General features: G+C 61.4%; 16 protein-coding genes and 1 pseudogene. 11 read left to right on the top strand and 6 right to left on the bottom strand.

Features of this window, described 5'->3' with window-relative positions:
• Positions 1–35: 35 nt before the first annotated feature.
• Complete coding sequence (locus P1P91_RS01955) at positions 36–1,112, top strand: transporter (protein ID WP_311884154.1); 1,077 nt, start codon at positions 36–38, stop codon at positions 1,110–1,112.
• Positions 1,113–1,337: 225 nt separating this feature from the next.
• Complete coding sequence (locus P1P91_RS01960; protein WP_311884156.1) at positions 1,338–3,704, top strand: mechanosensitive ion channel domain-containing protein; 2,367 nt, start codon at positions 1,338–1,340, stop codon at positions 3,702–3,704.
• A gap of 107 nt (positions 3,705–3,811) precedes the next feature.
• Here the strand turns inward: P1P91_RS01960 and P1P91_RS01965 are convergent, their stop codons facing one another.
• Together P1P91_RS01965 and P1P91_RS01970 are read right to left on the bottom strand one after the other, a co-directional pair.
• Positions 3,812–5,404: a BCCT family transporter gene (locus P1P91_RS01965; RefSeq protein ID WP_311884158.1), complete on the bottom strand. Its 1,593-nt coding sequence runs from the start codon at positions 5,402–5,404 to the stop codon at positions 3,812–3,814.
• A 205-nt stretch (positions 5,405–5,609) separates the two neighbouring features.
• Complete coding sequence (locus P1P91_RS01970) at positions 5,610–7,274, bottom strand: BCCT family transporter (protein ID WP_311884159.1); 1,665 nt, start codon at positions 7,272–7,274, stop codon at positions 5,610–5,612.
• A 203-nt stretch (positions 7,275–7,477) separates the two neighbouring features.
• Here P1P91_RS01970 and P1P91_RS01975 point away from each other — a divergent pair, with 203 nt between their 5' ends.
• Together P1P91_RS01975 and P1P91_RS01980 are read left to right on the top strand one after the other, a co-directional pair.
• Positions 7,478–8,470 carry an LLM class flavin-dependent oxidoreductase gene (locus P1P91_RS01975; RefSeq protein ID WP_311884161.1) on the top strand — a complete coding sequence of 331 codons (993 nt, stop codon included), beginning with the start codon at positions 7,478–7,480 and terminating at the stop codon, positions 8,468–8,470.
• Between the two features lie 180 nt (positions 8,471–8,650).
• Positions 8,651–9,010 carry a hypothetical protein gene (locus P1P91_RS01980; protein WP_311884162.1) on the top strand — a complete coding sequence of 120 codons (360 nt, stop codon included), beginning with the start codon at positions 8,651–8,653 and terminating at the stop codon, positions 9,008–9,010.
• 96 nt (positions 9,011–9,106) lie between these two features.
• On the opposite strand, the gene P1P91_RS01985 is transcribed toward P1P91_RS01980, so the two are convergent.
• Complete coding sequence (locus tag P1P91_RS01985; RefSeq protein WP_311882247.1) at positions 9,107–10,198, bottom strand: ISAs1 family transposase; 1,092 nt, start codon at positions 10,196–10,198, stop codon at positions 9,107–9,109.
• Positions 10,199–10,369: 171 nt separating this feature from the next.
• Between P1P91_RS01985 and P1P91_RS01990 the strand changes: the two genes are divergently transcribed.
• From P1P91_RS01990 to P1P91_RS02005, 4 genes are all read left to right on the top strand, one after another.
• A complete protein-coding gene (locus tag P1P91_RS01990) occupies positions 10,370–10,702 on the top strand; it encodes a hypothetical protein (protein ID WP_311884164.1) in 333 nt (110 codons plus the stop codon).
• Positions 10,703–10,798: 96 nt separating this feature from the next.
• Entirely contained in the window at positions 10,799–11,035 is a 237-nt protein-coding gene (locus P1P91_RS01995) for a glycine zipper 2TM domain-containing protein (RefSeq protein WP_311884165.1), read from the top strand.
• A 40-nt stretch (positions 11,036–11,075) separates the two neighbouring features.
• Positions 11,076–11,651, top strand: a complete 576-nt coding sequence (locus P1P91_RS02000; RefSeq protein WP_311884167.1) for an undecaprenyl-diphosphatase — start codon at positions 11,076–11,078, stop codon at positions 11,649–11,651.
• Between the two features lie 62 nt (positions 11,652–11,713).
• A protein-coding gene (locus tag P1P91_RS02005) for an IS5 family transposase (RefSeq protein ID WP_407650536.1) occupies positions 11,714–12,465 on the top strand; the annotation gives its coding sequence in 2 pieces (ribosomal slippage) (positions 11,714–12,029 and positions 12,029–12,465; 753 coding nt in all).
• A 79-nt stretch (positions 12,466–12,544) separates the two neighbouring features.
• Here the strand turns inward: P1P91_RS02005 and P1P91_RS02010 are convergent.
• The 3 genes and pseudogenes from P1P91_RS02010 to P1P91_RS02020 all read right to left on the bottom strand — a co-directional run bounded on the left by P1P91_RS02010 (position 12,545) and on the right by P1P91_RS02020 (position 15,084).
• Complete coding sequence (locus P1P91_RS02010; protein ID WP_311881913.1) at positions 12,545–13,294, bottom strand: IS5 family transposase; 750 nt, start codon at positions 13,292–13,294, stop codon at positions 12,545–12,547.
• 159 nt (positions 13,295–13,453) lie between these two features.
• On the bottom strand, positions 13,454–13,957 hold the full coding sequence (locus tag P1P91_RS02015) for a porin family protein (protein WP_311884168.1): 504 nt from the start codon (positions 13,955–13,957) through the stop codon (positions 13,454–13,456).
• A gap of 227 nt (positions 13,958–14,184) precedes the next feature.
• A pseudogene (locus tag P1P91_RS02020) lies at positions 14,185–15,084 on the bottom strand (aldo/keto reductase).
• 190 nt (positions 15,085–15,274) lie between these two features.
• Between P1P91_RS02020 and P1P91_RS02025 the strand changes: the two are divergent.
• The 3 genes from P1P91_RS02025 (at position 15,275) to P1P91_RS02035 (ending at position 17,897) form a co-directional block, all read left to right on the top strand.
• Entirely contained in the window at positions 15,275–15,616 is a 342-nt protein-coding gene (locus P1P91_RS02025; RefSeq protein ID WP_311884169.1) for a zinc ribbon domain-containing protein YjdM, read from the top strand.
• Positions 15,617–15,796: 180 nt separating this feature from the next.
• Entirely contained in the window at positions 15,797–16,858 is a 1,062-nt protein-coding gene (locus P1P91_RS02030) for an HlyD family secretion protein (RefSeq protein ID WP_311884171.1), read from the top strand.
• Positions 16,848–17,897, top strand: a complete 1,050-nt coding sequence (locus P1P91_RS02035) for a DUF2955 domain-containing protein (RefSeq protein WP_311884172.1) — start codon at positions 16,848–16,850, stop codon at positions 17,895–17,897. Before P1P91_RS02030 ends, P1P91_RS02035 begins: the two co-directional genes overlap by 11 nt.
• Positions 17,898–18,021 lie beyond the last annotated feature (124 nt).

The following is an 18,021-nucleotide window of genomic DNA, read 5'->3' on the forward strand; positions in this document are numbered from 1 at the left end:
GGCAACGACTAATAAAAAATACCGAGGAGAACCGTGTGGGTGATATAACAACGTTGACACGCAAGCGGGCATCAATTGCTTCTGTATTTTTTGTGCCGGTTGCGCTGGGAGCGGCAACGTTGGCGCAGGGACAGGTAAGCAGCGACGACGAGGTCGTCCGCGAAGCCAAGCCCAGCCGCAGTGTAGAGAACGTGCTGCGTGAGGAGCATGCGCTTTTCTCCGATCGCCTGACTCTTGAGCCTGGCATTAACTATTCCTATTCTGACCGTTCTCAGCTGGCGCTGCGGGGCTTTCTGGCGCTGGACGCCATCTTTCTCGGCGAGATTAACGTTGACAACGTCAAAAGCCACATCACTACCCTTGACCTCAGCACTCGCTATGGCCTGACTGACCGGCTGGAGTTGGGGCTTAATATACCAGTCGTTTACAGAAGCAGCACGTACCGCTCTACCGGGGTGGAGAGCGGGCCGGAGCTCAGTGAGCTAACCACCGATGATGGCGGACTGGGCGATATCAGCGCCTCGCTGTCCTACCGTCTGCTGCCTGAAACCCAGTCCCGCCCCGACGTGGTGATCAATCTGGGCGTTCGAGCGCCCACCGGTACTGATCCCTATGGTATAGCGACCAGGGAGGATCCTACCAACACCAACCTGGTCGTGCCCACTGAGCTGCCTACCGGCAACGGCGTTTGGGCGGTTACCACCGGTGCCTCATTGCTCAAGACTCTGGACCCGGCCATCGTCTTCACCAACCTGGGGTATACCTATAATATTGAGGAAAGTTTCGACGATATTTCGGCCTCGGAAGGCAAGCAGTCAGGCAAGGTCGATTTGGGCGATTCCATCCGCGCAGGTTTCGGCACTGCTTTCGCCCTTAACGAACGGCTGAGTCTGTCACTTTCTTATTCCCACGAATATATAAAGAAATCCAAGACTACCCGAGGCGGCGAGACCAACAAGGTGATCGGCAGTGACGCCAATGTGGGTGTGTTCAGCCTCGGCGGCACCTACGCGATGAGCGACAAAACTTCGATAGTCACCAGCCTGGGTATGGGGCTTACCGACGACGCCTCGGATATTAGCCTGACTTTCCGTATGCCATTCCAACCCTAGTTCCCTGCCTTTGTCTGCCCTGGGAGCCTGAAGGCGCAGTGAGCTGAAAGCTCGTGCGCCTCGGGCGTAATGCATATTGACCCGACAAAAGCTTGATTCTCCTTCAAAGACCAAAGATTATCGGCGCCAAGCTCGCCGCTATCAGCATTGAGCGATAGCGGCGACAGCGTATATTGGCTATGGCCAATAGCCAGAGTTTTTGATGCTAACCGAGGAGACAACGGTGTGACGCCATTACGACTGTTACCCAAGCTGGGGGCCTGGTTCAGCCTTTGGCTGCTGGCGATACTGCTGCTTGCCGCGCCGCTGACGGCCCAGGCACAGACAGCGCCGGACGCGGCCGCTGACGGCGGCGAGGCGAGCTATGCCACGCTTGCCAATCTGCTGGAGGACGATCAGTCGCGGGAGGAGCTGATCGAACTTTTGCGCCGGCAGGCCGGCGAGCTTTCCCAGAGCGAGCTGCAGCGCGAGCTTCCAAAGGACCTGCCGGAGAAGGCCGCCCAGGGCAGCGATATCGCCCCTGAAGAGGTGTCACTCCCGCGCCAGGTTGCGGAAGTCACCAGCCGCATCGTCAGCGATGTGGGAGAGCACTTCCAGCAGCTGGCCGTGCTCGGTCGTGGCCTGTTTAGCGGCGAAGGAACGGGGAGTTTCGATACCGCTGCCTTTGTCAGCGCGGCGATCAACCTGGGGCTGGTGATTGTTGCCACCTTTCTGCTGTTCATCGCCTGCCGCCGGCTGGCCAAGCCGCTTTTCACCCGCATCAGTAGCTGGTCGCGCCGGGGCGAGTATACGCCGGTGCTGCGGCTGGTGACTTGCGTGATCATTGCCGCGCTGATCGATGTGCTTATCGTGGCGCTGGCCTATGTCGGCGGCAACCTGATTGCGACTTTTGCGGTAGGCCAGACCGGCGATCTCTCTACCCGGGCGTCGCTGTTTTTGAACGCCTTTCTGGTGATCGAGCTGATCAAGGCCGGGGTGCGCATGCTGTTCTCGTCGCGCTATGAAGGTCTGCGCCTGCTGCCCATTGCGGCTTTTGAAGCCTCCTACTGGAACCGCTGGATCGCCCGGCTGGTGGGCATGGTGGGCTACGGGCTGATGGTGGCCGTACCTCTGGTCAACTATTACCTGGCCGCCACGCTGGGCGAGGCGCTGGGCACCCTGATCATGGTGGCGGCGTTTATCTATGCCGTGGCTGTGGTGCTGAAAAACCGCCTGCGCCTGCGTCAGAGCATCAGCGCCAGCGCGTCGCGGGCGACCCTGGCGCCCAGCCGCGTGGCGCTTCACCTGCTGGCGCGCACCTGGCACCTGCTGGCGCTGATTTATTTCACCGGCGTGTTTGTGATTACCCTGCTGCGTCCGGCCGAAGCGCTGCCGTTTGTGCTCTTTGCCACGCTGCAGACGCTGGGTGCCGTGGTGGCGGGACTTTTGCTTTCCTCGCTGTTGACCCAGACCATTGGCCGGCGCATTCATCTGTCGGCCGAGGTGAACCGCAAGCTGCCGATGCTGGAAAAGCGCCTCAACAGCTACGTGCCCACTGCGCTCAAGGTGCTGCGCGGCATCATTCTGGTGGTGGTCGTCATGGTGGTGCTGGATGCCTGGTACCTGTTTGACCTGGCCGCCTGGTATGCCTCCGAGCAGGGCATCGCTCTGGTGGGCAAGCTGATCCACGTGGCGATCATACTGGTGGTGGCGCTGGCGATATGGCTGGGGCTTGCCAGCTTCATCGAGCACAAGCTCAACCCCGATACCGGCAAAGGTGAGCCGACGGCTCGAGCCAGAACGCTTTTGAGCCTGTTTCGCAACGCGCTGATCATTACCATGATCACCATGACCGGCATGATCATTCTGGCCGAGATCGGTATCAACATCGGGCCGCTGATCGCCGGCGCCGGGGTGCTGGGGCTCGCCATCGGTTTTGGCGCGCAAAAGCTCGTCCAGGACGTGATCACCGGGGTGTTCATCCAGATTGAAAACGCCATGAACACCGGCGATGTGGTGGGCGCCGGCGGCGTTGTCGGCACGGCGGAGCGTTTCAGTATTCGTTCGGTGGGTATCCGCGATCTGTCAGGTACTTACCACATCGTGCCGTTTTCCAGCATCGATACGGTCTCCAACTACATGCGCGACTTCGCCTACCACGTCGAGGAGTACCGCATCGCCTACAAGGAGAGCATCGATCACGCCGTGGAGAAGCTTCAGCTGGCCTTCAGCGACCTGCAGGCAAGCGAGGAGCACGGGCCCAAGCTGCTTGAGGAGCTGACCGTGGCCGGCGTCACTTCGCTTGCCGACAGCTCGGTCAATATCCGCGTGATGATCATGACCACGCCGGGCGATCAGTGGGCCGTAGGGCGGGCTTACAACCGCCTGGTCAAGCTGCGCTTTGATGAAGCCGGTATCGAGATTCCGCAGCCGCACACCACGCTGTACTTCGGCGAACGCAAGGATGGCACCGCGCCGGCGGCCAATCTCCGCGTGGTCGAGTCCACCGCCGTGGAGCGCACCGGCCCCGAGCGCCGCGACGACCCGAGCCGCGGTATTCAGTCCGGCAAGGGCGCCGACTATCAGCGCCCTTCGGATGACGACGTGGAGTAGGCCGAGCGCCCCTCCCTGATCACAAGACAGGCAGAAACGCCAACGGGCCGCTAAAAAGCGGCCCGTTGGCGTTTATATCGACGCTATGATGCAGCGAGCGTTCGGGGTTAGTCGATGATGCCCTGCTCGCGCGCCATGGCGTAGGCCGACTTGGGGCCGTTCCACAGCGTCGGCAGCAGGATGAACGACACCGGCACGGCGGTGAGCACGATGAACTGCTGCAGCGCGTTGATCTGCCCGGCGCCCATTTCCAGCAGGATGCCTGCCATCAGCGCCATGGCAATACCCCAGAAGGCACGTACCTTGGGGCTCGGCTCGTCATGGCCGGCGCCGACCACGGCGATGGAGTAGCTCATGGAGTCACCGGTTGTCGCCACAAAGATGGTGGTCAGCACGAGAATCGCCAGCGCCATCCAGGTGCCGCCGGGCAGCGCCTGGGCCACGGTCAGCGTCGCTACGTCAAACTGATAGTTGCTCAGCGCTTCGGTCATGTCGATGACGCCGGTCAGCTGGTAGAACACGCCCGAGCCGCCCAGCAGGGTAAACCACACGGTGGTGGCAATGGGCGCGATCACCGCCACGGCGATGATCATCTCGCGGATGCTGCGGCCGCGGGAAATCCGCGCGACGAAAATCGCCATCAGCGGCGCGTAGCCGATGAACCAGGCGAAGAAGAACACCGTCCATCCCTGCATCCAGGCAGGCGACGCCGTCTCGGCGGTGACCGTGGCCATGGAGAAGAAATTGGTGATGTAGGAGCCTACGCCCGAGAGGTAAGAGTTGAAAAAGTAAAGCGTGGGGCCGAATAGCAGGATGACAGCGCCAATCGCCAGCGCCAGAAAAACGTTAAACCGGCTCAGAAACTGAATGCCGCGGTGAATCCCGGTCATTGCCGAGATCACGTAGATTAAGCCCAGCGCCACCAGCACGGCTACCTGTGTGGCGTAGCCGTCCGGCGCGCCGAACAGCTCGTGCAGGCCAAAGCTCACCTGAGTGGACAGAAAGCCGATGGGGCCTACCGTACCGGCCACCATGGAGATAACGCACAGGGCATCGATGACGCCGCCCAGCGGGCCACTCAGAAGGCGCTTGCCGAGTACCGGGTAGAGCAGCGTACGCGGCTGCAGCGGCTGGCCTTTCACATAGTGGGAGTGCGCCAGCACGATGGATGCCAGAGTGCCGAGCACCGCCCAGGCGAGAAAGCCCCAGTGGGTGAACGACTGCGCCAGCGCCCCGGCCACCGCATTCGGCGTACCCGGTTCGCTGTCCAGTACCGGCGGCGTGGTCAAAAAGTGAAACGCCGGCTCGCCCGCGGCAAAAAACACCCCGCCGCCGGCCAGCAGCGTACACAGGATGATCGATAGCCACTTGAAGGTGCTCATTTGCGGCGTGTCAAGGTTGCCGATTTTGGCCTTGGCGGCCGGGGTGACCGCCAGGCCAATGGCAATGAAGAAGGTCGCCAGCAGCAGGAACTGGAAGTATGAACCCAGCGTGATCGCCGTCCAGGCAAAGCCGGCGCTGACGCCGTTGGCGACCATGTCGAGATCGTAAAAAGACAGCAGCACGAAGGCGACGATAAAGCCGATGCTGAGAGTCAGCACCACCGGATCGCCCAGGGAGCGCACCCCCTTGGCAGGTTTCGTGGGGCGCGACGTGTGGGCAGACGTACTGTCCGCCGTGCTAGCAGCAGGATTAGGCATGCAGGTTACCACCGTTGAAGTTGGGAAGTGTGCGAATCGGGATGGGTTAGGGTAAAAGTGGAGTCAAACGAGAAAAAATGCCGGCTGATCAGGAAAATGGTTAAAAAAAAACGCCATTCAACGAATGGCGCAGATAAAAAGTGGAGCGAATGCTAGCACAGCTTCCGTAGCGGGTCGAATAAAGATGAAGTTGGCTTGCATGGGCCTAGTCGCGCCGCTGCCTGCCTCGAGGCTCGCTCATTAGCCCTTTGACCACGGCATAGCAGCAGGCCAGTAGCACCAGGGCAAACGGCAGCCCGGTGGAAATCACCATGGCCTGCAGCGCAGTCAGGCCGCCGCCGAGCAGTAGGGCAATGGCGATAGCGCCTTCAATGATGACCCAGAATACCCGCTGGGGCCGGGGTGCATCGACCTTGCCGCCGGCGGTGATGGCGTCGATCACCAGCGAGCCGGAGTCGGAGGTAGTGGTAAAAAAGACAATCACCAGCACGATGCCCAGAAGCGACGTAATCGAGGCCAGCGGCAGCTCGCTGAGCATGATAAATAGCTGAAGCTCTACTGCCGCCTCGCTCAGAGCATCAAACTGCTGGGTTACCAGTTGGTCGAGCGCGGTGTTGCCGAACGCGGTCATCCAGATGGCGGAGATGATCGAGGGCACCAGCAGCACTGCTATCAGGAACTCGCGTACGCTGCGTCCGCGACTGATACGCGCGACGAACATGCCCACCAGCGGCGCTACGCTGATCCACCAGGCCCAGTAGAATGCTGTCCAGCCCTGGCTGTAGTTAGCATCCGCGCGGCCGAACGGGGTGGAAAGCGCGGGCAGGTGGCGCGCATAAGTGCCGATATTGTCGAAAAAACCGGTGACGATGCCAAGCGTCGGCCCCACAATGACAACAAACAGCAGCAGCAGGAAAGCCAGCAGCATGTTGAACTGGGAGAGCCGCTGCACGCCCTTGTCCACCCCGGCGAGCACGGATAGCAGCGCCACCAGGGTAATACCCGAAATCAGCAGCACCATAGTGACGTTGCTATCGGGAATATCAAAAAGATAGCCGAGCCCGGCAGTAGCCTGGGAGGCCCCGATACCGAGCGACGTGGCCAGCCCGAAGAGGGTGGCGAACACGGCAAGGATATCCACTACGTGGCCTGGCCACCCCCATACGCGTTCGCCCATCAGCGGATAGAGCACCGAGCGCATGGTCAGCGGCAGCCCCTTGTTAAACGAGAAAAGTGCCAGTGCCAGGGCGCTGACCGCATAGATCGCCCAGGGGTGCAGCCCCCAGTGATAAATGGTGGCCGCCATGGCCAGCGAGGTGGCGGCGGTGGGATCGCCCTCGGCCCCGCCGAGCGGTGCCCAGTCGGTGCGCAGGCCGCTTTCGGCTACGCTGACGCCGCCAATGGAGGACGTAAAGTGGGTAACCGGCTCGGCCACGCCGTAAAAGATCAGCCCTATGCCCATGCCGGCAGCAAACAGCATCGAGGTCCAGCCGATAAAGCTGAAATCCGGACGAGCCTCGGGCCCGCCCAGTCGCACCCGGCCCAGCGGTGAGACAATCAGCCCCAGGCAGAGAATGACGAACACGTCGGCGCTGACCATGAAAAACCACGACAGGTTGCCGGTCAGCCAGCTGCGTAGCAGGGTAAAAAGCGGCTCGACTTCGTCCTGCAGGGCAAGGGTCAGGATGACGAAAAACAGCACGACCAGTGCCGAGATCGAAAACACCTTGCCATGCAGATCCACGTCTACCCCGAAGCGAGTGGTTTTGATGTTGTCCTGGCCGATTTGATAGTCGGTATCGATCAGCCGGGTCGGACCCTCGGGGGCGGGAACCCCCGCGGAGGAAGAAGCGTTATCCTGATGCGCCATAGATGCGTCCTGTTGCGAATATACAGCTAGCGTAGCCTATTCACGCCCTTGTGTTCTTTTATTGTGGGCTGGCGCTGGCGGAAAGCGCGTGACGGATGTTATACCGCCATTCCCTTATACTCCATCGATACAGGTCGAACCTCGGTCGAGGCGTGACTTTGACGAGATTGTCCTGAGCTAACTTCCTGAACAGTGAGGCCGATATGTCGTTACTTCGTGAGACGCCGCTGTCGATACTGGATCTGGCGCCCATCCGCCATGACGGCAGCGCCGGTGAAGCTTTTGACGACAGCGTGGCGCTGGCCCGAAAGGCCGATGCGCTGGGCTATAACCGCTACTGGCTGGCAGAGCACCACAACATCGACGGTATCGCCAGCGCGGCAACGTCGGTATTGATTGGCCACGTGGCCGGCCAGACGCAGCGTATTCGCGTGGGCAGCGGCGGCATCATGCTGCCCAACCACGCGCCGCTGGTGATTGCCGAACAGTTCGGCACCCTCGAAACCCTCTACCCCGGGCGGATCGACCTGGGCCTGGGGCGGGCTCCGGGCTCCGACGGCGCGACCATGCGTGCGCTGCGTCGGGACCCCTTCGCCGGGGTGGAGGATTTCCCCGAACGTCTCGAAGAGCTGCGCCGCTACCTGGGCACGCCGGGGCCGGAGCAGCGCATTCGTGCCGTGCCCGGCCAGGATACCCACGTGCCCCTCTGGCTGCTGGGTTCCAGCGGCTACAGCGCCCGGCTCGCCGGGCGATTGGGGCTGCCGTTTGCCTTTGCCGCGCAGTTTGCTCCCGGCTATCTGCTGGAAGCGCTGGCGCTATATCGTCGGGAGTTTCGCCCGTCGGAGGTGCTCGATGAGCCCTACGCCATGGTGGGCATGCCGGTCATCGTGGCCGAAAGCGACGCTTACGCCCACTACCTGAACACTACCGCCCAGCAGAAGTTTCTCAACCTGCACCGGGGGCGGAGTACCCGGACGCTGCCGCCGACGGAGTCGCTTGACTGGTCGCCCCGGGAGCAGGCCGCGGTAGCGCAGAATCTGGGCGCGGCGGTGGTCGGCGCTCCTGACGGCGTGCGCCAGGGGCTGGAGGAATTTCTTGAACAGACCGGCGCCAACGAGCTGATGGTGGTCACCGACGTTTATGCCCGAGAAGACCGCCTGCGCTCCGTCGAGCTTTTGGACGCGCTGCGGCGGTAACGACTCCTCACAGCGGATGATTTACACATTGTTTGGCCCTTTTGGCGCCGCCGGCGCGGAAACTCTGCGGCGCCGGCGCTGACTGATAGTTAACAGGTAACGAGAAGCGATGCGCTTCGCACCTGTAGCAGCAGTTGTTTTTTACTGGTGTGTCAGGCAAAGAGTAGAGGAGTAACACCCATGCGTTTATTTCCTTATGCCAAGAAGCAAAGCGTCCTTGCCATCCTGGCGGCGGGCGCGTTGAGCCTCGGTGGTATCGGGCTTGCCGGTGCAGATGAGCAAGCGGGATTTGATAGCGCCGACGATCAGGGCGCCATGGAGCAGCCGTCCGGCCAGGACGATCAGATCAGCAATTCCCGGCCCGAGCCGCCTGCCGATGCCGGGCAGGGCGCTCCGCCGGCCATGTCCGATGATGATGCCGGCGACCCCCAGGGCGATCAGGACGGCTTGCCGGGCAGCTACGACGAGCCGGATAGCGAGGCGGAAAGCGGCCAGCCCGGTGGCGCCGAACAAGGTGAAGGCGAAGAGGCAGCGTGGTAATGCGCAGCGCTTGATGGCTATCGACCATGGCTTGAAAAACGAGGGAGGCGGCACGCGGGCAGCGTGCCGCACTTTTTTTGGCTTCTCCGCCCAGGGCTATCGCAGTTGAGCGAACTGCCGGATAAGCGCCAATAGGTAGTCGTCGTTCCAGCCTGCTTGTTTCCGCTTGCCTTTCATTGAGCCCTTGGAAGGCTCCAGTTTGGCGACGTTAAGCGCCAGTCGACGTAGCAACGCCAGGTTTTCGGCACTGTGCCCACGCCGGCTCCGGTTCTGATCTTCCTGCATCGTGACGTCGAGCACCCAGTGAAGGTGATTCTCGATGCCCCAGTGCTGGCGTGTTACCTCAATGAGCTGATCTGGTGACAGCGCATCGCTCAGCAGGTAGTCGGCGGTCTCCTCTGTGGCCTGCTCAGCCAGCTCACGGCGGCGAGTGATGCGCCCCACGGCCTTCAGGCCTGGCCACTGATGGGCGCTCTGCAGCCAGTCAATATCGGTGATCACCGTCGCCTGGCGTGACTCGACACGGCCATGACCGCTGTCAACGTGGGGCTCACCGGCGCTTGCTGTCTCCATCATGAATTGAACGTCGTCGAGCAAAGCCCTCTGGTTGTCTTTGACCGCCAGGGCATAGTGCCCGCCTTCCTCCGTAATCTGCTGGGAAAGGGCCCGCTGGCAATGCATGGCGTCGGCCGTCACCGTCACGCCAGAGAGAGACAGAAGCTTGAGCAGCTCCGGTACCGCCGTGATCTCGTTGGATTTTTCATCGACGGCGCGCTGGCCCAACACCAGGCGCTGATCGGCGGCCCAGACGCTGACAAGGTGGAGCGGCGACTTCGCTGCCGCTCGATCGTAGGAGCGCCGGAGTGTCTTGCCATCCACCGCGACGACTCCTTCTACCTGTTCCGCGAAGCGTGACATGAAGGAGAGAAAATGGTCGTGAAAGGCCGCCGGATCCAGGTGGCGAAAGACCCGGCTGAACGTGTCATGGCTGGGGATACCATGGGGCAGCGACAGGAAACGGCGCAGGAACGCTTCCTTTGACTGCCCGAACAACGCCATATCTGAACAGTCCTCCGCCCCGCAGAGGACCGCACACAAGGCAATGAACAGGATCTCATCAAGCTCGTGACGGGCGTTGGTGCCCCTGGGATCGGGCAGATCAGAAAAGCAGCTGGTGACAGATGCCATATCACTCCTTGATGCCGGCACAGAAGGGATACTGGTCAGAGTGCCTATGACGTGGGCTGCGTGTCTATGGATGACTGCTTATCTAACTGCGATAGCCCTGCTTCTCCGCCGTAACGCGCAGATGAGATTCGCCAGGCGTGGTATCTTAAGCGCTTTTGCAAGGAGGTAGGCGTGCGTTTGATGGTGACGCTGCTGGCGCTGGCAGGGGTTGGCTACGCCGGGCTCTATATGTATTACGATGCCGGCCTGGCCCGGGCCACCGAGGCGCGGCTGAGCGAGCTGGGCCTTGACGCGGCGAGGGTAGAAAGCCTTGAGTTCAGCCCGCTCGCCCCGCTGCTGACCGAGGCCGAGGTCAGCGCCACCGTGACTTACAGCAGCTTCAAGGCCGACGTTACCTTGCACGTGGACGGCCATCCGCTGTTTACCGACGAGCTTTCGCTGGGGCTTGACGGCCTGAAGGGGCTGTCGCTGGAAATCGGCCCCGCCGGGGAAGGTCAGCGCTAGTAGCGGCGTATCTTCGTATTTTCTTCACAACTGCTTCCCGTGCCGGGGCAATGAGCGTGCTAAGATGAGGGTGAATTCACAAGAACGAGGTGTGCTATGCGCGCAACATCGGTTAATACGCTGAAAAAGACCGGCATGGTCACCGCTACGCTGGCGCTGACGCTGGGTCTTGCCGCCTGCTCCAACATGTCGGATCAGGACAGGAATACCGCCGTCGGTGCCGGCGCCGGTGCCGTGGGCGGTTCGGTACTGACCGGCGGCAGCACCGCGGGTACCGTGGGCGGTGCCGCGGTGGGCGGGGTTATCGGTCACGAAGTGGACGATGACGATTAAGGCATAAACGTCGGGCAAACGCTGAGCGCTGAACATATCGATGGAAAGTTTTAACGTATCAGCGTTTTTGCTGATCAACCGGTATGCCGGCCAACACGACCTGCTGGATATGTTTGCCATTGCCGCTGCCGAGGTAATGCCATACGTCTTCATGCTGGTACTGGCCACTCTGTGGTTCAGCCCCGAGCCGGCGCGTAAAAAAGCCAGCTTGAAAGCGGGCGGTGCCGTACTGCTGGGGCTTGGCGCCAGCTATGCGGTATCGCATTTTTATTTTCACCCGCGTCCTTTTGTCGGAAATCTGGGGCTGGGCCTGTTATCCCATGCTCCGGATGCCTCCTTCCCCTCGGATCATACGACGTTTCTGTTTGCGATTGCCTTTGTGCTGGCAATCGAGGTTCGCACCCGCACGATTGGCGCTGTGCTGCTCGGGCTTTCCGCCGTGGGGGGACTGGCCCGGGTGTTCGTCGGCGTACATTTTCCGCTGGATATTGCCGGTGCGGCGCTGTTCGGACTGGCGGCAGCAGCGTTAGTGCAGCTGTGTAACGATGGCTCAAGCCGGCCGGGCAGGATGCTGGATAGGCTGGCAAAAATTCGGCTTCCCGGCATGGAGCCCTAGGGTGTGTTAACAATCATTAGTTTCGTTTAAACTGATTTAGTATTCATAGATTTTGGTGGGCCATGAGTCGGTTGAAGTTACGCGATGATCAGTGGGAGCGAATCGAGCACCTGCTCCCCGGCAAAGCCTCAGACTGTGGGGTAACTGCCAAGGACAATCGCCTGTTCGTGGAAGCCGTGCTCTGGATCGCTCGGACCGGCGCCCCGTGGCGTGATCTTCCCGAATCTTTTGGGCGCTGGCACACCGTCTACATGCGGTATAACCGTTGGTCACGAAAGGGCGTTTGGCAGCGTATTTTTGACACAGTAGCCGACGATCCCGATCTAGAGCAGCTGATGATCGACGGTAGCATCGTCAGGGTGCACCAGCATGGAGCGTCAAAAAAAACACGCAAGACGTCGAAGCCATGGGCAAATCTCGAGGCGGATTGAGCACCAAAATTCATGCCGCAGTCGATGCGTTAGGTAACCCAGTACGATTGGTTCTCACACCGGGCCAGGCGTCGGAGTATGGTGCTGCTCCCGCTCTACTGGAAGGTTTTTCCCCGCAAGCGGTGCTGGGCGACAAGGGGTATGACTCCACTGCTCTGCGGGACATGATTCAGGCCGCAGGTGCCGAGCCGGTGATTCCTCCGAAAAAGAATCGTTTGGCGCGCATTGAAGTAGACTGGCACTGTTACCAAGATCGCAATCTGGTGGAGAGGTTCTTTCAGAAAATCAAGAAGTTCCGGCGGTTATCTACACGCTATGAGCGACTGGCAAGAAACTACCAGTCACTCCTCTGCCTCGTGTCAGCCGCCATATGGCTGGCCTAATTGTTAACGCCCCCTAGTTTCTCAGCCAGCCGTGAATCAGGTAGGGCTGAGCGCATCAGTTGTAGGGCCTGTTGACGTTTCACATTGGTAGCCATAAAAAGCCGCATGCCAAGGCCACCATGCTTTCGTAATTTCGTTTGAGCTTATCGTAGCGCGTCGCAATGGCGCGATACGGTTTCAATCGAGCAAAGGCATTCTCAACCAGATGCCGGTAGCGATATAACCCTCTGTCCAGATTGGCATTTCCTTTTTTCGAGTTACGCCTGCGTGGAATGACGGCAGCCATTCCTTTGGCTTCGACCTGCTCACGGATACGTTCACTGTCATAGCCTTTGTCAGCCACCAGCGCGTCACCTGCCGGCAAACCGTCAATCAATGCCTGGGCTTCCGTGCTGTCGTGCACTTCACCCCCGGTTATTCTGAAGGCGATCGGCAACCCATAAGCATCCACGGCCAAGTGGATCTTGCTGGTATTGCCTGCACGACTTTTGCCAATGGCTTCTGCATCTTCCGTGGCAGCCCCAGTGCTATCTTGGTGAGCCTTGACGTAGGAACCATCAATAAATAGCCACTCGACATCAGGATCTTCCACCAGAGAGATGAAAATCCTCATCAGCTTTCCACTCGCTGACCAGGCGTTGAAGCGCTTGTAGACCGTGTTCCAGGGGCCAAACGCCTCCGGTAGGTCCCGCCACGGGCAGCCGGTTCGCATCCGATAAAGGATGCCTTCCACCGTGGTACGCAGATCGGTCTTGTCATAAATACCTTGTTGAAGCAGGATAGATTTCAGCTTCGGCCAGTGTTCATCCGTGAGCATTTGTCGGGGCATGGCAGGCTTGCAGTTTGTTGGCTTAGGAACCTTTATTCTGTGAGCTTGCCCCTATCCTGCCAATACCCCTGCCATGAAACGTCAACAGACCCTAGAACATGAAAACGCCCCGCAAAAGCGGGGCGTTTTTGCAACGAGCGTGCCGGCGAGGCCGGGGCATTAAAAGCGGTAGCTGAGACCCACGCTGGCGGCATCAAAGGTGTAGTCGGACTTGTCCAGGTAGCGCATGTAGTCGGCACCCAGCGCCAGATTGGGCGCAATGTCCATCTCGGCGCCGGCGCCGTAGGAAACGTCGGAATCGCTGCCGCCGTAGTCAGCGTTTACCCGGCTGCCGCCTACCATGCCGTACAGGCGGGCCTGCGGCGTTACCGGCAGAATGCCCTTGGCGTAAATGCCTGCCAGGTAGTCAAGGTCGGCGTAGCCGTCGGAGCCGCCGGTGCCCAGCTGGCCTTCCAGAGCGAAGAATTCGTTGAATTTCATGCCGCCGTTGACCCGCAGGCCAACGTCGTTGCGGCTGCTGTGGTGATCCGGGTTGAGTTTCCAGAACATGGCATCGGCGCCAACGTAGGGCGTGGCCTGAGCCCGCTGCTGAGCCTGGGCGGTAGTGGCGAGGCCGGCAGCAAGGACGGCGGCGGTCAGGGTAGCAAGCGTCAGCTTTTTCATGGTGTCCTCCTTTCAGGAACACGGCGTTCGCAAAACGCGAAGCACAAAAGCAATGGCAGTGCAACTGGTTTGCGAACAGCGTTTTTTAACGTTCCTCAATTATCCGCCCGGCCAGCACAGAGTTCAAGCCGATAATGTGCAAAGTCGTGACAAGCCGGCATGCTGATGCCGGCGAAAAGGAGGCTGCGCTGCGTGAGGTCAGGCAGGAAGGCGACCGTATGCGCAGATTACACGATATCCAGCGGCTCCTTTTGCCCGGGCGGCGGAAACGCCGCGTCCAGACGGCGGCAGATATCGTTATCCAGCTCAACGCCAAGCGTCGCGGCGTTTTGCGCTACGTGTTTGGTCTGCGACGCCTTGGGAATGGCGATGATGTCGCGCCGGTCAGTATCGCCGGCGAAGTCCCGCGGGCGGATGGCCTAGGCCAGCAGCAGCTGAGCGGGGGTAATGTTCAGGTCAGCGGCGATGCTTTCCACCTCGGGGTTATCCAGCAGCCTGCGCCGCAGGCCACCGCCCTGAGCCAGGGGGCAGTAGCCCATGGCGGGCATGCCGTGATCGCGCATCCAGGGCAGCAGCGAGTGCTCGATGCCCCGGGAGCCCAGGTGGTAAAGCACCTGGTTGACCGCCCAGGCGTCGCCGCCGCTCAGGCTGTACAGGGTGGCGAGCTCATCCACGTCGAAGTTGGAAACGCCAAAGCGACGGATCTTGCCGTCGGCGCGCAGACGCTCGAAGGCCTCCAGGGTCTCGTCCAGCGGTATGCCGCCGGGCCAGTGCAGCAGGTAGAGGTCCAGATAGTCGGTATGCATTCGCTCGAGGCTGGCCTCGCAGGCGGCAATGGCGCTGTCGCGCCCGGCATTCCAGGGAAACGCCTTGGACACCAGAAAGGCGTCGTCGCGGCGGCCGGCAAGGGCTTCGCCAACGACTTCTTCGGCGCCGCCGTTGCCGTACATTTCGGCGGTATCGACAAGCGTCAGGCCCTGGTCCAGGCCGTACTGCAGGGCGCGGACCTCATCTTCGCGGGGGCTCAGGTTTTCGCCCATGAACCAGGTGCCCTGGCCGATAGCGGGCAGTGTCACGGCAGGTTCATGCCGGGTGGCGGCCAGCTGAACGTGCGGCAGTGATGACATAGCGACTCTCCTTTAGCTTGTGCGTCCAGGCCGGTACCCGCGTTGCCGCAGGCATGCCGGATAATGAAAAAGCTTTCCATATTACCCACCGGCGGTGCAAGGACCCGACCGCGCTCGCCTGACAGCGGTTTTTGCTAGACTGGCGGGCGTTGTATTCGCTCTTGTTTTATTGACCCTTTGAGGATACCCCATGAGTCAGCTACCTCCTTGCCCCCTGTGCGGCTCAGAGTACACCTATGAAGACCAGCAGCTGCTGATCTGCCCCGAGTGCGCCCACGAATGGGTGGTCGATGGCGCGGTGGAAGACGAGCCCGACGCCCCGCTAAAAAGTGACGCCTACGGCAATATGCTCCAGGACGGCGACAGCGTCACCGTGATCAAGGACTTGAAGATCAAGGGCTCGTCAACGGTGGTCAAGGTCGGCACCAAGGCCAAGAACATCCGCCTGGTGGAAGGCGACCACGACATCGATTGCAAGATCGACGGCATCGGGCCGATGAAGCTCAAGTCCGAGTTTGTGAAAAAGGTCTGACGGCACGCGCTTTGTTAGCGCGCTAATTCATGGTATGTTTAGCCGACTAAGCAGATTGTCCCCTATCTGTTGCCTGCCAGGGCAGCAGAGGTAATTGAGTAGCGGCCTTCGCTACATCGGCGAATCGAGTTGATTCGCCGATTTTTTTCGCTTTCCTTTCCGCCCGTCAGAGAGAGTTCCATGACCCCGGAGCAGCGTTTTGCCCGCTGGGTGCGCGCGGCGATCGCGCTGTTTATCGTGATGTTTGTGTATTTTGTGCTGGCCGATAGCTGGATGCCGGCGACGCCCCAGGCCCGAGCCCTGCGCGACGTGGTGCGCGTGGCGCCCCGGGTCAGCGGCCAGGTGGTCGAGGTGAACGTGAGCAACAACGCTCGGGTGCATCGCGGCGCGGTGCTGTTTCGCGTTGACCCGGCGCCTTACCGGCTGGCGGTGGAGAAGGCTCGGCTGGCGCTGGCCCAGACGCGGCGCGATAACGCCCGGCTGGAGGCCGACCTGGCCGAGGCCAGAGCCAGCCTGACTCGGCAGCTGACCCTTGCCGACGAGCTCGAGCAGGAGCGCGCCCGGGCCGCCAAGCTGGTCAAGCGCGGCAGCATGTCGCGCCAGCGGTTCGATACCGCAAGCGCCGATGCCCGGGCGGGCAGGGCCGCGGCCCAGGCTGCCGAGGCCAGGGTGAATGCGCTTAAGGTGCAGCGCGGCCAAAGCGGCGAGGACAACTTGCAGCGGCGCAAGGCGCGCAATGCCCTGGCCGCCGCTCGGCTTGATTTGCGGCGCACAGCGGTACGCGCCGAGCAGGACGGCCATGTCAGCAACCTGCAGTTGGACGTGGGCGACAGCGTCAGCGCCGGCAAGCCGGTGATGGCAAGCGTGGGCGACCGGCTGGATATCGTCGCCGACTTTCGCGAGAAAAGTCTGCGTCACGTGGCTGCCGGCGACCGCGCCTGGGTGGCCTTTGATGCCCGCCCGGGCAAGGCCTACGCAGCCCGGATCACGTCGCTGGACGCCGGCGTGCGCGACGGCCAGATACCGCCCGACGGTAACCTGGCGCATATCCCCACCACCGACCGCTGGGTGCGCGATGCTCAGCGTCTGCGCACCCACTTGCGCCTGGAGACTCCGCCCGAGACGCTGCCGCCCACCGGTGCCCGGGCCACGGTGCAGCTGGCGCCGTCGGAACACCCTGTGGCCCACGCGCTCGCCCGGGCCCAGGTGTGGCTGTTGAGCTTTTCGCACCATGTCTACTAAGGCGGCTGGCGCCGGGGATGACCCGGGCCAGGCGACGCTGGATGAAAACGATCTGCGCCAGTGCCTGCGCGTGGCTTGCGGGGCGGCGCTGGGTTTTGTGATAAGCCAGCTGATGGACTGGAACTACGGCGTCTTCTTTACCGTATTTCCCATGTTTCTGCTGGGCATACTGCCGGTGCTCAACGGCCACGTGGTACGCCAGTTTCTGGGCAACGCGGTGGTCAACTGCGTGGAGGTCAGCCTGGTGGTGGGGCTCACCCAGCATCTGCCGCCGGTGATGCTGGGCTTTGCCTTCGGGCTGTTTTATACGCGCTTTCGGCTCATGGCCCGGGGGCCGTTTTTCCTCTTCGGCGCCAACGGGGTGCTGACGCTGAGCATCCTTTTGCACTTTGCCAGCTATCCTGAAGTAGACCTTGCCGATCTTTTCACCAGCAACGTGGTGGCAAGCGTGCTGGCCGTGGCCATCGCCGGGCTGATGCACGTGCTCTTCCCCGACGTGGCGCCGCGCCGGCCGCCGCCCAAAAGCGCGAAAACGCCTGCGCGCATTCGTCACGAGACCCTGATCGGGACGGTGACCGTGACGCTTTCCTTTGTGGTGTTCCAGGTCTTTGATCTGCGCGACTCGCTGTCGGCACAGATGTCCACGGTGCTGATTCTGTTTGCGCTGGGCTACCCCGGCGCGAAACTCTCCGCGCGCAAGCGGGTGGTGGGCACGCTTCTGGGCTGCAATCTGGCAGTGTTTGTTCAGCTGCTGCTGTATACCCAGAGCCAGCACTTTTTGCTGGTGGTGCTGGTGTACTGGGCGGGGCTGATGCTGTTTGCCCGGGCGCACATTCTCGAACGCGCAGGGTCCGGCGTGGGCTTTGGCGGGCTGACCACGCTTGGCATTCTGTTTGGCCAGTATTTGTCGCCCCATCAGGATCTGGTTTATAGCGCGGCTTACCGCTTCACTTCGATGTGCGTCGCCATGGCGCTGACGGTGCTGGTCATGGCGCTGCTGGATCGCTTGCTCAACGCCTGGGCACCCACCCGGGCATAGCCGACCTGAAGCGCCCTGTGAGGTCCGCAAGCGAGGAGGCGCTAACCCCCTACGCACCGCCGGTTGGACTTTGCCCCCGGGGGGCTGTAGGGTAGCAACATCCTCGGCACCTGCTTTTCCACCG

The organism is Halomonas piscis, from assembly GCF_031886125.1.
Lineage (GTDB): Bacteria > Pseudomonadota > Gammaproteobacteria > Pseudomonadales > Halomonadaceae > Vreelandella > Vreelandella piscis.